At 65.9% G+C, this 13,105-nt stretch carries 13 protein-coding genes; 8 read left to right on the top strand and 5 right to left on the bottom strand.

The genetic code is table 11. From position 1 onward, the window contains the following. Nucleotides 1-131: 131 nt before the first annotated feature. Together tsf and rpsB are read right to left on the bottom strand one after the other, a co-directional pair. Entirely contained in the window at nucleotides 132-998 is an 867-nt protein-coding gene (gene tsf / locus ABV408_RS15860; RefSeq protein WP_353979850.1) for a translation elongation factor Ts, read from the bottom strand. Between the two features lie 165 nt (nucleotides 999-1,163). Further along, nucleotides 1,164-1,898: a 30S ribosomal protein S2 gene (rpsB, locus tag ABV408_RS15865; RefSeq protein WP_035472496.1), complete on the bottom strand. Its 735-nt coding sequence runs from the start codon at nucleotides 1,896-1,898 to the stop codon at nucleotides 1,164-1,166. Between the two features lie 382 nt (nucleotides 1,899-2,280). On the opposite strand from rpsB, the gene map reads away from it, so the two are divergent. From map to ABV408_RS15900, 7 genes are all read left to right on the top strand, one after another. Next, the gene (map, locus tag ABV408_RS15870) at nucleotides 2,281-3,072 is read left to right on the top strand and encodes a type I methionyl aminopeptidase (RefSeq protein WP_353979851.1); all 792 of its coding nucleotides are present in this window, start codon (nucleotides 2,281-2,283) and stop codon (nucleotides 3,070-3,072) included. A gap of 63 nt (nucleotides 3,073-3,135) precedes the next feature. Then, on the top strand, nucleotides 3,136-5,808 hold the full coding sequence (locus ABV408_RS15875; RefSeq protein ID WP_353979852.1) for a [protein-PII] uridylyltransferase: 2,673 nt from the start codon (nucleotides 3,136-3,138) through the stop codon (nucleotides 5,806-5,808). Nucleotides 5,809-5,894: 86 nt separating this feature from the next. Then, nucleotides 5,895-6,242: an ArsC family reductase gene (locus ABV408_RS15880; protein ID WP_353979853.1), complete on the top strand. Its 348-nt coding sequence runs from the start codon at nucleotides 5,895-5,897 to the stop codon at nucleotides 6,240-6,242. A 70-nt stretch (nucleotides 6,243-6,312) separates the two neighbouring features. After that, nucleotides 6,313-7,335: a 2,3,4,5-tetrahydropyridine-2,6-dicarboxylate N-succinyltransferase gene (dapD, locus tag ABV408_RS15885; protein ID WP_353979854.1), complete on the top strand. Its 1,023-nt coding sequence runs from the start codon at nucleotides 6,313-6,315 to the stop codon at nucleotides 7,333-7,335. Between the two features lie 16 nt (nucleotides 7,336-7,351). Further along, entirely contained in the window at nucleotides 7,352-8,509 is a 1,158-nt protein-coding gene (dapE, locus tag ABV408_RS15890) for a succinyl-diaminopimelate desuccinylase (RefSeq protein ID WP_353979855.1), read from the top strand. 7 nt (nucleotides 8,510-8,516) lie between these two features. Next, nucleotides 8,517-8,909 carry a hypothetical protein gene (locus ABV408_RS15895; protein ID WP_353979856.1) on the top strand — a complete coding sequence of 131 codons (393 nt, stop codon included), beginning with the start codon at nucleotides 8,517-8,519 and terminating at the stop codon, nucleotides 8,907-8,909. A 161-nt stretch (nucleotides 8,910-9,070) separates the two neighbouring features. Beyond that, nucleotides 9,071-10,033 carry a cation diffusion facilitator family transporter gene (locus ABV408_RS15900; protein WP_353979858.1) on the top strand — a complete coding sequence of 321 codons (963 nt, stop codon included), beginning with the start codon at nucleotides 9,071-9,073 and terminating at the stop codon, nucleotides 10,031-10,033. 96 nt (nucleotides 10,034-10,129) lie between these two features. Here the strand turns inward: ABV408_RS15900 and ABV408_RS15905 are convergent, their stop codons facing one another. After that, complete coding sequence (locus ABV408_RS15905; protein ID WP_353979859.1) at nucleotides 10,130-10,612, bottom strand: cold shock domain-containing protein; 483 nt, start codon at nucleotides 10,610-10,612, stop codon at nucleotides 10,130-10,132. Nucleotides 10,613-10,913: 301 nt separating this feature from the next. Between ABV408_RS15905 and ABV408_RS15910 the strand changes: the two genes are divergently transcribed. Next, entirely contained in the window at nucleotides 10,914-11,189 is a 276-nt protein-coding gene (locus tag ABV408_RS15910; RefSeq protein ID WP_353979861.1) for a SlyX family protein, read from the top strand. Nucleotides 11,190-11,314: 125 nt separating this feature from the next. Here the strand turns inward: ABV408_RS15910 and trxB are convergent, their stop codons facing one another. Continuing rightward, entirely contained in the window at nucleotides 11,315-12,268 is a 954-nt protein-coding gene (gene trxB, locus ABV408_RS15915) for a thioredoxin-disulfide reductase (protein ID WP_353979862.1), read from the bottom strand. Nucleotides 12,269-12,450: 182 nt separating this feature from the next. After that, nucleotides 12,451-13,053: a peroxiredoxin gene (locus ABV408_RS15920; protein ID WP_035472475.1), complete on the bottom strand. Its 603-nt coding sequence runs from the start codon at nucleotides 13,051-13,053 to the stop codon at nucleotides 12,451-12,453. Nucleotides 13,054-13,105 lie beyond the last annotated feature (52 nt).

Below are 13,105 nucleotides of genomic sequence, written 5' to 3' on the forward strand. Positions count from 1 at the left end.
TCGGCAGGACCGGCTGGCGGAATGCGATTCTCATCCAGCGGATACGCGATGGCGTGCGCTTTCGCGCACGCCATCACTGGGAGCAGTCGCGGACGCCTGGCGACCACCGCTCCCGACGGACATCACGGGGCTCAGCGGCGAGCCTGTTCCATGACTTCCTTGGCGAAATCGACCTCTTCCTTCTCGATGCCCTCGCCGACCTCGAAACGCGTGAAGCCGATGACTTCGCCGCCAGCGCTCTTGGCGTACTCGGCCACGGACTGGTTCGGGTCCTTGACGAACGGCTGCTCGGTCAGGCTGTTCTCGGCCAGGTACTTCTTCAGACGGCCCTGGACCATCTTCTCGGCGATTTCGCTCGGCTTGCCGGCCATGTCCGGCTGGGCCAGGATGATCGCCTTCTCCTGATCGAGCTGCTCCTGCGGCATCTCTTCCGGACGCGCGACGACCGGGTTGATCGCGGCCACGTGCATGGCGACGTCCTTGGCCACTTCGGCGTTGCCGCCCTTGAGCACGGTCAGCACGCCGATACGGTCACCGTGGACGTAGGCACCGACCACGCCACCTTCCGGCGCATCGACGACCACCGCGCGGCGCACGGAGATGTTCTCGCCGATCTTCTGCACCAGCTGGTTGCGCGCGTCTTCCAGTTCACCGTCCATGATCGCGGCGATGTCTTCGGACTTGGCCTCGAACACCTTGGCCATGACCTTGTCAGCGAAGCTCTTGAAGTTATCGTCACGCGATACGAAGTCGGTCTCGGAGTTGACTTCGAGCATCGCGCCGTAGCTGCCGTCGGCGGCCACGCGGGTGACGATGGCGCCTTCGGCGGCGGTACGGCCGGCCTTCTTGGCTGCCTTGAGGCCAGAGTTCTTGCGCAGATCTTCGATCGCACGCTCGATGTCGCCATCGGCTTCGGTGAGTGCCTTCTTGCACTCCATCATGCCGAGACCGGTACGCTCACGCAGTTCCTTGACTAGAGAAGCGCTGATAGCTGCCATGTGAGTCCCTCTGCAAATCGCTGTTTCGTCTGACGAACGGCGCCCGCGGGGCACCGCTGCGGGTGTAAAAAGGGGGCTCGATAGCCCCCTCTGTCTGCGCTGATGTCGGCGATCCGGTGACCGCCCTGCGGGAGCACGCCCAACGCAGACACGATGCCTGCGGCGTTACTCGGCCGCGGCGTCGCTGGTCTCGCTGACTTCGACGAACTCGTCCGGACGGCCTTCCTTCGCCTTGGCGCAAGCATCGGCGATCGCCTGCACGTAGATCTGGATCGCGCGGATGGAGTCGTCGTTACCCGGGATGACGTAGTCGACGCCGTCCGGGTTGGAGTTGGTGTCGACCACGCCGATGACCGGAATGCCAAGCTTGTTGGCTTCGTTGATCGCGATGCGCTCGTGGTCGACGTCGATCACGAACAGCGCGTCGGGCAGGCCACCCATCTCCTTGATACCGCCGATGGAACGCTCGAGCTTCTCTTGCTCGCGGGTCGCCATCAGGACTTCTTTCTTGGTCAGCTTCTCGAAGGTGCCATCTTCACGCATGGTCTCGAGTTCACGCAGACGCTTGATCGACTGACGAATGGTCTTGTAGTTCGTCAGCATGCCGCCCAGCCAGCGGTGGTTGACGAACGGCTGACCGACGCGATTCGCCTCTTCCTTGATGATCTTGCTGGCGGAACGCTTGGTGCCGACGAACAGGATCTTGTTGTTGGAAGCGGCCATCTTCTCGACCACGCCAGTGGCTTCGAGCAGCGCCGGCAGGGTATGTTCGAGGTTGATGATGTGAATCTTGTTACGCGCGCCAAAGATGTACTGACCCATCTTCGGGTTCCAGTAACGGGTCTGGTGACCGAAGTGTGCACCTGCTTTGAGCAGGTCGCGCATGTTGACTTGTGCCATGGTGACTCCTGAAGAATCGGGTTGGGCCTCCACACACCCCATGGATCCGACCGCTCGGCGTTGCCGTCACGGCACCCGGGACCATGTGTCGGTGCGTGTGTGTTTTTTCCGGTGGTACCTCGAGACGAGTGCACTCACCGCCACTGTCGCGTCGACCGCACGCCGCATCCGCTAGCGCGGCGGGCTCGCTTCACCCCTGATGGCATGAGACATCGCTGTCTCGCGCCGCTTCAGGACGGGAATTGCAGTCGAGCGCGCGGCTTTATACCATATAACCCACGCAAGATGAAGTCGCCGGTCGTCGAAGCCAACGCCTCGACGCCGTCTCTGTCGTCTCTTCACCACGGCCTGCGACACCCACCGAACTCCGCTGCGAGAGCGCATGAACATTCCACGCAAGACACCCGACGAAATCGAAAAAATGCGCGAAGCCGGCCGTCAGGCCGCCGCCGTGTTCGACATGATCACCCCCCACGTCGTCGCCGGCGTCTCCACCGGCGAGCTCGACCGCCTGTGCCACGACTTCATCGTCAAAGAGCTCGGCTCGACCCCGGCACCGCTCAACTACCACGGCTTCCCCAAGTCGATCTGCACCTCTCTCAACCACGTCGTCTGCCACGGTATCCCCGACTTCGACAAGAAGCTCAAGCACGGCGACATCATGAACATCGACATCACCGTGAAGACCGCCGACGGCTATCACGGCGACAGCAGCATGATGTTCGTGATCGGCGAGACGATCCAGGGCGAGCGCCTCTGCCGCGTGACCCAGGAGTGCCTCTACAAGGCCATGGCCGAGGTGCGCCCGGGCGTGCGGCTCTCCACCATCGCGCGAGTGATCCAGGGCCACGCCGAAGGCTTCGGCTACTCGGTGGTGCGCGACTTCTGCGGCCACGGTATCGGCGCCGGCTTCCACGAGGAGCCCCAGGTGCTGCACTATGACGGCTATGCGCCCGAGGCCGACGCCGAGCTCGCATCCGGCATGTGCCTGACCATCGAACCGATGCTCAATGCCGGCGGCTATCGCACCAAGGTACTGCGCGACGGCTGGACCGCGGTGACCAAGGACAAGAGCCTGTCGGCCCAGTGGGAGCACACCCTGCTGGTCACCGACACCGGCGTCGAGGTGCTCACTGCCCGCGCCGACGAAGACCTGAGCTTTCTTTCCGCCTGACCGTCCCCTGCCCGCCCGGGGTCGCCTGGCGACCCCCTTCATCGATCGGGAGCGCTCGCGTTCATGCTGCTGCATCACTATCGGTTCCAGCCCGACGAATCGCTGTTCGACGTCGCCGCGTTCCGTGCCGAGCTCGCCCGTGAACGCCAGCCCATTCCGGCGTTCAAGCAGGCCCTGGCGACCCTCCACGAGCGTCTCGATGCACGCTTCCGTCAGGGCAGCGATATCCGCGACCTGGTCCACGGCCGCGCCTGGTGCCTGGACCGCCTGCTCGAAGTCGCCTGGGAGCGCTTCGACTGGCACGACGACGGCATCGCCCTGCTCGCGGTGGGCGGCTACGGGCGCGGCGAGCTGCACCCCTACTCCGACATCGATCTGCTGCTGCTGCTCGAGCACGACGACGACACCCCCTACCGCGAGGCGCTGACCGGCTTCATCACCTTTTTGTGGGACATCGGCCTGGAGATCGGCCAGAGCGTGCGTTCGCTCAACGACTGCGAGCGCGAGGCGCGCGCCGACATCACGGTGATCACCAACCTGCTCGAGACGCGCACCCTGGCCGGCCCCGAGCGCCTGCGCGGGGCCATGCGCGAGCGCCTGTCGGCGCGCCACATGTGGTCGTCGGCGGCCTTCTTCGAGGGCAAGTGGCAGGAACAGATCACTCGCCACTACAAGCACAACAACTCCGAGTATCACCTCGAGCCCAATCTCAAGAGCGCTCCGGGCGGGCTGCGCGACATCCAGATGATCGGCTGGGTGGCCAAGCGCCACTTCGGCCCGCTGCGCTACGAGGACGTGGTCGCCCAGGGCTTCATGAACGACGCCGAGCTGCGCATCCTGAGCCAGGGTCAGGCGTTCCTGTGGCAGGTACGCTACGCCCTGCACATGCTCACCGGGCGCGCCGAGGATCGCCTGCTGTTCGACCATCAGCGCGCCCTGGCGGCACTGTTCGGCTATGTCGACACCCGCGAACGGCTGGCGGTGGAGCAGTTCATGAAGGCCTACTACCGCCACGTCACCGCGCTGGCCGGCCTCAACGACATGCTGCTGCAGCACTTCGACGAAGTCATCCTGCGCGCCGGCGAAGCGCTGGAGGTGAAACCGATCAATTCGCGTTTCGAGACCAAGGGCGGCTATATCCAGCTGCGCCACCCCAACGTCTTCGTGCGCCGCCCGGGGGCGCTGCTCGAACTGTTCCTGGTGATGGCCCAGCACCCCGAGATCGAGGGCGTGCGCGCCGACACCATCCGCCAGATCCGCGACCACCGCCACCTGATCGATGACGCCTTCCGTCAGGATCTGCGCCACCAGAGCCTGTTCATGGAGCTGCTGCGCAGCGGCGGCGACGTGCCCACCCAGCTGACACGGATGAACCGTTATGGCGTGCTGGGCAAGTATCTGCCCGAGTTCGGCGAGGCGGTGGGGCTGATGCAGCACGATCTATTCCACATCTATACCGTCGACGCCCACACCCTGCGCCTGCTGAGCTTTCTGCAGCGCTTCCGCGAGGCCCGCGACAGTGACGAGTACAGCGTCGCCATCGAAGTGATCCAGAAGCTGCCCAAGCTCGAACTGCTATGGATAGCCGGGCTCTATCACGATATCGGCAAGGGCCGCGGCGGCGACCACTCGCAGCTGGGCGCGGTGGATGCCGCCGACTTCGCCACCCGCCACGACCTGTCACCCTGGGATACGCGCCTGGTGGCGTGGCTGGTGGAGCACCATCTACTGATGTCGAAGACCGCGCAGAAGCGCGACATCTCCGACCCCGACGTGATCCACGCCTTCGCCCGCACCGTGCGCGACGAGGTCCACCTCGACTATCTCTACGTGCTCACCGTGGCCGACATCAGCGCTACCAATCCGTCGCTATGGAACGGCTGGCGCGCCTCGCTGATGCGCCAGCTCTATACCGAGACCCGGCGTGTGCTGCGGCGCGGGCTCGACAACACGATCGACCGCCAGGGCTGGGTCAGCGAGACCCGCGAGGAGGCGCTCGGCCTGCTGCGCGCCATCGGCGCCGACAGCGAGCGGGTCGAGGCGCTGTGGCAGACCTTCGGCGAGGACTATTTCCTGCAGTACACCGCCAGCGAGATCGCCTGGCAGACCCAGGGCATCCTCGCCCACCAGACGCCGCTGCCGCTGATCCTGGTCAGCGCCCCCAGCGCCGACATGACCGAGGGCGGCACCAAGATCTTCATCCATACCCGCTCGGTGGACGACCTGTTCGCCGCCACCGCCGCGGCGATGGAGCAGCTGGGGCTGTCGATCCACGACGCGCGCATCGCCACCTCCAGCGACGACTGGACGCTCAACACCTTCATCCTGCTCGACGACGACGGCGATGCGATCCGCGATCCGGCACGCCTCGAGGAGGTGCGCCGCTATCTGGTCGAGGAGCTCGACGACCCCGACGACTATCCGCAGATCGTCAGTCGCCACACGCCGCGCCAGCTCAAGCACTTCAAGGTGCCGATCGAAGTGATCATCGAGCAGGATCCGGCCAACGAGCGCACTTCACTGGAGCTGATCGCCCCCGACCGCCCGGGCCTGCTGGCGCGCGTGGGGCGCATCTTCATGGAGCAGAACATCGCGCTGTCGGCGGCCAAGATCGCCACCCTAGGCGAACGCGTCGAGGACGTCTTCTTCATCACCGACAAGCAGGGCCGCCCGCTGACCGACCCCGAAGCGCAGCGGCGCCTGCGTGAACGCCTGTGCGAGGCGCTCGACGTCTGACCCGGGTTCCCGACGCCCCGGTTTGAGCCGGGGTGCCGGGACGCCTATAATCGGCGGCTTTGCGACACTGCGAGCAGCCGGCGACCATGACCACCACCCTGTATGGCATCAAGACCTGCGATACCTGCCGCAAGGCGCGGCGCCAGCTGGCCGACCAGGGCGTGGAGTATCGCTATCACGATCTGCGTGCGGACGGCCTGGACGCCGCACTGCTCGATCGTCTGCTCGCCGCGGCCGACTGGCAGACGCTGCTCAACACCCGCAGCACCACCTGGCGCGGGCTCGACGATCACGCCAAGCAGGACGTCGATGCGACGCGGGCGCGCGAGCTGATGCTGGAGCACCCGACGCTGCTCAAACGTCCGCTGCTGGCCCGGGGCGAGACGCTGATCGTCGGTTTCGACCCGGCCCGCTACGCCACCCTGGGAGCCTGATCGGCGCCGCCCACGATACCGCCACACCCAAGGCCCCATTCACCGCCTTCATGATCAAGAGGATTTCGCGATGCTGAGCTTCGCACTAGGAACCGGCACCCAGAACGCCCAGGGCGACTGGCTCGAGGTCTACTATCCGGCACCGCTCTACCAGCCCGACGAGGCTTTGGTCAGCGCCGCCCGTCAGGCGCTGAAGGGCGCCGAGGATGAAGTGGTGAGCTTCCTTCCCGAGCACTGCGCCGACCTGGCCCAGGCGCTGCGGGATGCCGGGGCGCCCGAGCAGGCGGAGATCGCCGAGGCGTTCGCCACCGCTCAGCGGCCGCTGGTCGCGGTATTTCTGGCAGAGGACCATGCGCCGGAGAGCGTGCCCGAGGTCTATCTCAAGCTGCATCTGCTCTCGCACCGCCTGGTCAAGCCGCACGGGCTCAAGCTCGACGGCATGTTCGGCCTGCTCAAGAACGTCGCCTGGACCAGCGAAGGCGCCATCGACGTCGAGGAGCTACCCGCGCGTCGGCTCCAGGCGCGCCTGGCCGGTCGCCCGCTCTCGGTGGACTGCGTCGACAAGTTCCCCAAGATGACCGACTACGTGGTGCCCAAGGGTATCCGCATCGGCGACACCGCGCGGGTACGTCTGGGCGCCTATCTGGGCGAAGGGGTCACGGTGATGCACGAGGGCTTCTGCAATTTCAACGCCGGGGCCGAAGGGCCGGGCATGATCGAAGGCCGCATCTCCGCCGGCGTGTTCGTCGGCAAGGGCTCCGACCTGGGCGCCGGCTGCTCCACCATGGGCACCCTCTCCGGCGGCGGCAACGTGGTCATCAGCATCGGCGAGAACTGCCTGATCGGCGCCAATGCCGGCCTCGGCATTCCGCTCGGCGACCGCTGCACCATCGAGGCCGGGCTCTACGTCACCGCCGGCGCCAAGGTGACGGTGCTCGACGATCAGGGCCAGGCGGTGGAGACCGTGGCCGCGCGCGAACTCGCCGGCCAGAGCGACCTGCTGTTCGTGCGCCACTCGGTGAGCGGGCGCCTGGAGTGCCGCACCAACAAGAGCGCCGTGGCGCTCAACGAAGCCCTGCACGCCCACAACTGATCCGGCCGGAGCCACCATGTCTGACGCGTCATCGACGACCGCGCACTCTGCCACCCAGGCCCTGGCCCTCGAACTGCTCGCGCGGCCGTCGGTCACGCCGGACGACCACGGCTGCCAGGCGCTGATGATCGAGCGCCTGGCGCGGCTCGGTTTCGACGTCGAACGCATGACCATCGGCGGTATCGACAACTTCTGGGCCACCCGCGGCCAGCACGGCCCGGTGCTGGCCTTCGCCGGCCACACCGACGTGGTGCCCAGCGGCCCGGAGAGCGCCTGGCAATACCCGCCGTTCGACCCTCGCATCGACGCCGAAGGGTTCCTGTGCGGGCGTGGCGCCGCCGACATGAAGGGCAGTCTGGCGGCGATGGTCACCGCGGTGGAGCGCTTCGTTGCCGCCCACCCCGACCACGCCGGTCGCATCGCCTTTCTGATCACCGCCGACGAAGAGGGCCCGGCGATCCACGGCACACGGGCGGTGGTCGAACGTCTGCGCGAACGCGCCGAGGCGCTCGACTACTGCATCGTCGGCGAGCCTTCCTCGACCCGCACCCTGGGTGACGTGATCAAGAACGGCCGGCGCGGCTCCCTCGGCGGCGTGCTCAAGGTGCGCGGCATCCAGGGCCACGTGGCCTATCCGCATCTGGCACGCAACCCGATCCATCAGGCGCTGGCGGCGCTGCAGGCGCTGGTCGACGAGTACTGGGACGCCGGCAACGAGTTCTTCCCCGCCACCAGCTTCCAGATTTCCAACCTGCATGCCGGCACTGGCGCGACCAATGTGGTGCCAGGGGAGCTGGAGGTGACCTTCAACTTCCGCTACTCCACCGAGGTGACCCATGAGACGCTACGCGAGCGCGTCGCCGCCCTGCTCGACGCCCATGGCCTCGACTACCAGCTGGAGTGGACGCTCAACGGCGAACCCTTCCTGACGCCCGGCGGCCTCCTGCTCGAAGCCGCGCGGGCGGCCTGCGAGCAGGAGGCCGGTATCACCCCGACGCTCTCGACCTCCGGAGGCACCTCCGACGGGCGCTTCATCGCCACGCTCGGCACCCAGGTGATCGAGCTGGGCCCGATCAACGCCACCATCCACCAGGTCGACGAACGCATCCGTGCCGAAGACCTCGATATCCTGAGCCGCGTCTACGAAGCGACACTGGTGCGGCTGTTCACCTGAGGAAGCCATGCAGCGTTTTCCCGACATCGAGATCTATCTGGCCCAGGCCGACGTCGACGCCATCACCGCCTGGCTGCGCGAGGCGCTGGCCGACGACGCGCTGACGCTGGCGCGTAGCGGCAAGGGCATCTGGCGCGGCAAGGCGACGTGCGAGGCGCGCCCGATCAACATCATGCTGGTGGAGCGTGCCGCCGATCACTTCGCCAGCCTGTGGTTCGACTGTGACGCCACGCCCTGGCCCCGCGACACCGACTGCGCGCGTGACGCCGCGGTCCGGCTGGGCTGCGAGGCGCGCTGCTCCCTCGGCGGCTGGCAACCGGGGGACGACCCGGACCGTTTCTGGCAGGTGCGCCCCGACGGTCAGGAAGGCACCATCGACTGGCCCGACCCCGGCCAGTGAGCCCAAGGCCCCGCCCGGGGCCGCCGGCATCCTCTATACTCGCACACAGCGCTGTCGCCACAGCGCCGCACGGCCCCGTCCGTGACGGTGCCCGAGGCGCAAGCGCCCTCTTCGCGCGCCGGCCCCAGCGGGCAGCGCCAGACCAGGACAAGGAGGTCCGCATGGCAGAATCCAAACCGGTCATTTTCGCGGCCATGGGCGGCAACCTCGCCATTGCCGTGACCAAGTTCTTCGCCGCTGCCATGACCGGCAGCTCGGCGATGCTCTCCGAAGGCATCCACTCGGTGGTCGACACCGGCAACCAGGTTCTGCTGCTGCTCGGCATGCAGCGGGCCAAGCGGCCACCCAGCGAGCAGTTCCCGTTCGGCCACGGCAAGGAGATCTATTTCTGGAGCTTCGTCGTCGCGCTGCTGATCTTCGCCGTCGGCTCCGGGGTCTCGCTCTACGAGGGCGTGGTGCACATACTGCATCCCGAGCCGATCGAATCACCGCTGATCAACTACATCGTGCTCGGGCTCGGCATCCTCTTCGAGGGCGCCTCCTGGGCCTTTGCGCTCAATGAATTTCGCAAGACCAAGGGCAAGTGGAGCTACCTCGAGGCGGTCCACCGCGGCAAGGACCCGTCGATGTTCGTGGTGGTGTTCGAGGACTCCGCCGCCCTGCTGGGCCTGATGGTGGCATTGGCCGGGGTCGGCCTCAGCCAGTGGACGGGACTGGCCATCTTCGACGGCATCGCGTCGGTGATCATCGGGCTGATTCTCGGCGGCACCGCAATCTGGCTGGCGATGGAGACCAAGGGGCTGCTGATCGGCGAGGCGGCCAACCGCCACGTGGTCGACGACATCCGCCAGCTCGCCTACGACGCCGAAGGCATCGAACAGGTCAACGAGGTACTGACCATGCACATGGGCCCGGACTTCGTGCTGGTCAATCTCAGCGTACGCTTCGCGCGTGACGCCAGGGCCGAACGCATCGAACGCACCATCGTCGAGCTCGACCGCCAGATCAAGCAACGCCACGCCACGGTCAAGCGCATCTTCGTCGAGGCCGAAGCGCGCGCCGGCGTGGACAACCGGGAAGACCCGAGCGGCAGCGGTGACGAGATGCCCGCCCCCGCCAATTGACGCACCGGCGTCACACCGGGCCATGGCCCACTGCCAGACATAAAAAAACCGCCCCCGGCGTCAGACGCCGGAGGCGGTTGGGATGGTGGCTGATGCTCAGGTGATGACGGTGACGTCGTCGGCCTGCAACCCCCGATCGTTCTCGATCACGTGATAGCGCACTTTCTGCCCCTCGGCGAGGGTACGGTGCCCCTTGCCACGAATGGCGCGAAAATGGACGAAGACATCCTCGCCGCTGGCGCGAGTGATGAAGCCGTAACCCTTGTTGACGTTGAACCACTTCACTTCACCCAGCTCGCGGTCGTCGTTCTCGACCTCCGCCAGCATGGCGGCGGTCACCGCCTTGGGCGTCGCCGGCGACAGCAGCGAGACCGTCAGCGTCGCCAGCAGCAGGACGATAAAGACCGCCAGCACCGTGGCCGCATACATCGCCGAGACACCTTCGACGTTCAGGAACCAGGTGAGATCGGTGGCCAGGACGCTACTGATCAGGGTGATCAGCAGACCGATCAGCAGTGGCGAGGGAATGGAGAGGAGTAGACTGATCAACGTACAGCGTAGAAAGACCTTGCTATTCATGGATTCTCATATCTCTAGACGTCGGGATAGCGGAACGCGCGCCGCCCGGGGGCGGGCAGGTAAGGGAAGCGCTGAATAAATCGCCGAGCGAGATGAAAGGCAAGGCGCACGGAGCACAGAAGGCGAGACATAACGTGGGGTTAGGCGAGCCTTCGAGTACCGCGCAACGCAGCCATTCGCTCGTGCAGGCATTTATGCAGTGGTTCCTAAGGTTGTGATACTGACTACTTGTATTACCAATGACCGGCCTCATATAGCGCCGGCTGACGATCCTCGAACAGACATGCCAAAGGTGCCGTGAATGAATAATGAGACACAGCCTTCGAAGTCTAACACGGCAAATCCTGCGTCGCTCAGCTCCGCCGAGGCACGCCTGGAGGCGCTGGAGAGCCGCCTGACCTATCAGGAGGATTGGCTGGAAACCCTGGATGCACGGGTGCGTGAGCAGTCCGCCGAGATCGAGCGGCTGACCCGCATCAACACCCTGATGCAGCAACGCCTGCGCGAACAGCGCAGTGCCCTGGATGCCCTCGACGGAGGCAGCGAGAGCGCCCACGAGCGCCCGCCGCACTACTGAGTGCAGCCGCTTTCCGGGCGCTGTGTTGCGGTCGCGGGATGAGCCCCGAGCCCCACCCAACGCAAGCGGCCCGGCAGATGCCGGGCCGCTGGTCGCCTACCGCCGCGCCGTGCGCGGGGTGGACATCACTCCAGACCGTCGAGATAGCGCTCGGCGTCGAGCGCGGCCATGCAGCCGCTGCCGGCGGAGGTGATCGCCTGACGATAGACGTGGTCCATGACATCGCCGGCGGCGAACACGCCCGGGACGCTGGTGGCGGTGGCATTGCCCTCGAGCCCGGAGTGGACCCGGATATAGCCATTGGCCATCTCGAGCTGGCCCTCGAAGATGCCGGTGTTGGGGGTATGGCCGATGGCGATGAACACGCCCATGACATCGAGCTGCTTGGTCGTGCCATCCAGCGTCGAGCGCAGGCGCACGCCGGTGACGCCGCTGCCATCACCCAGCACCTCGTCGAGGGTGTGGTTCCACTCGACGGCCATGTTGCCGTTCTCGACCTTGTCGAACAGCCGATCCTGGAGGATCTTCTCGCCGCGCAGGCCGTCACGGCGATGCACCAGGGTCACCTTGGAGGCGATATTGGAGAGGTAGAGCGCCTCCTCCATCGCGGTGTTGCCACCGCCCACGACCACCACTTCCTGGTTGCGATAGAAGAAGCCGTCGCAGGTGGCGCAAGCCGAGACGCCCTGGCCCATGAACTGCTGTTCGGAGGGTAGACCCAGATAGCGCGCACTGGCCCCGGTGGCGATGATCAGCGCATCGCAGGTATAGGTGCCGTTGTCACCCTTGAGCGTGAACGGGCGCTGGCGCAGCTCGACCTCATGGATATGGTCGAACAGCACCTCGGTCTGGAAACGCTCGGCGTGCTTGCGCATGCGCTCCATCAGCTCCGGCCCCTGCACGCCGGCATCGTCGCCGGGCCAGTTGTCGACGTCGGTGGTGGTGGTCAGCTGACCGCCCGCCTGCATGCCGGTGATCAGCAGCGGCTTGAGATTGGCGCGAGCCGCATAGACGGCCGCGGTGTAGCCCGCCGGGCCGGATCCCAGGATGATCAGACGTTCGTGACGCGCGTCGCTCATGGCTACCTCGGTTGGATGAAACGGTTGAACGGTGGGTACGCCGACCATCGGCGTGATAAGGCAAAACGCCCTGTGGGATGATCCGCTGACCGAATCATGCCACAGGACGCCGGTTGCAGGCTCGCCGCGGCGAGCCCGGACGTCGGAGGCGACCCGCTGGGTCGCCTCCGACGTAATGCTGCTTACAGGTTGTCGGCGTGGGCGCCGAGGTACTTGGCCACGCCTTCGGCGGTGTCCTTCATACCTTCCTGGCCCTCTTCCCAACCCGCCGGGCAGACTTCGCCGTGGGTCTGGTGATACTTGAGCGCCTTGACCATGCGCAGCATCTCGTCGACGTTGCGGCCCAGCGGCAGGTTGTTGACGGTCTGGTGCTGAACCACGCCATCTTCGTCGATCAGGAAGGAAGCGCGCAGGGCCACGCCGGCTTCCGGATGCTCGATGCCGTAGGCCTGGCAGATCTCGTGCTTGACATCGGCCACCACCGGGAAGCCGACTTCGCCGATGCCGCCGGCATCCGGAGAGGTCTTGCGCCAGGCGTAGTGGGTGAACTGGGAGTCGATCGAGGCACCGATCACTTCCACGCCGAGCTCCTTGAACTGCGCCAGACGGTTGTCATGGGCAATGATCTCGGACGGGCAGACAAAGGTGAAGTCCAGCGGCCAGAAGAACAGCACGCGCAGCTTGCCATTGGTGTCGGACAGCCGGAAATCATCTTTGATGGCACCGTCGGGCATGACCGCAGCGGCTTCGAAATCCGGGGCTTGACGTCCTACGAGTACACTCATGGGCTTCTCCTGTCGTAGCGTGGGTTGAGCGTCGAGAAATGTAAGCCGATTA

This window comes from Salinicola endophyticus, assembly GCF_040536835.1.
Lineage (GTDB): Bacteria > Pseudomonadota > Gammaproteobacteria > Pseudomonadales > Halomonadaceae > Salinicola > Salinicola endophyticus_A.

Excerpts from the sequence above, each read along its gene's own strand:
- tsf (WP_353979850.1), bottom strand. The coding sequence starts at position 998 with ATGGCAGCTATCAGCGCTTCTCTAGTCAAGGAACTGCGTGAGCGTACC.
- rpsB (WP_035472496.1), bottom strand. The coding sequence starts at position 1,898 with ATGGCACAAGTCAACATGCGCGACCTGCTCAAAGCAGGTGCACACTTC.
- map (WP_353979851.1), top strand. The coding sequence starts at position 2,281 with ATGAACATTCCACGCAAGACACCCGACGAAATCGAAAAAATGCGCGAA.
- ABV408_RS15875 (WP_353979852.1), top strand. The coding sequence starts at position 3,136 with ATGCTGCTGCATCACTATCGGTTCCAGCCCGACGAATCGCTGTTCGAC.
- ABV408_RS15880 (WP_353979853.1), top strand. The coding sequence starts at position 5,895 with ATGACCACCACCCTGTATGGCATCAAGACCTGCGATACCTGCCGCAAG.
- dapD (WP_353979854.1), top strand. The coding sequence starts at position 6,313 with ATGCTGAGCTTCGCACTAGGAACCGGCACCCAGAACGCCCAGGGCGAC.
- dapE (WP_353979855.1), top strand. The coding sequence starts at position 7,352 with ATGTCTGACGCGTCATCGACGACCGCGCACTCTGCCACCCAGGCCCTG.
- ABV408_RS15895 (WP_353979856.1), top strand. The coding sequence starts at position 8,517 with ATGCAGCGTTTTCCCGACATCGAGATCTATCTGGCCCAGGCCGACGTC.
- ABV408_RS15900 (WP_353979858.1), top strand. The coding sequence starts at position 9,071 with ATGGCAGAATCCAAACCGGTCATTTTCGCGGCCATGGGCGGCAACCTC.
- ABV408_RS15905 (WP_353979859.1), bottom strand. The coding sequence starts at position 10,612 with ATGAATAGCAAGGTCTTTCTACGCTGTACGTTGATCAGTCTACTCCTC.
- ABV408_RS15910 (WP_353979861.1), top strand. The coding sequence starts at position 10,914 with ATGAATAATGAGACACAGCCTTCGAAGTCTAACACGGCAAATCCTGCG.
- trxB (WP_353979862.1), bottom strand. The coding sequence starts at position 12,268 with ATGAGCGACGCGCGTCACGAACGTCTGATCATCCTGGGATCCGGCCCG.
- ABV408_RS15920 (WP_035472475.1), bottom strand. The coding sequence starts at position 13,053 with ATGAGTGTACTCGTAGGACGTCAAGCCCCGGATTTCGAAGCCGCTGCG.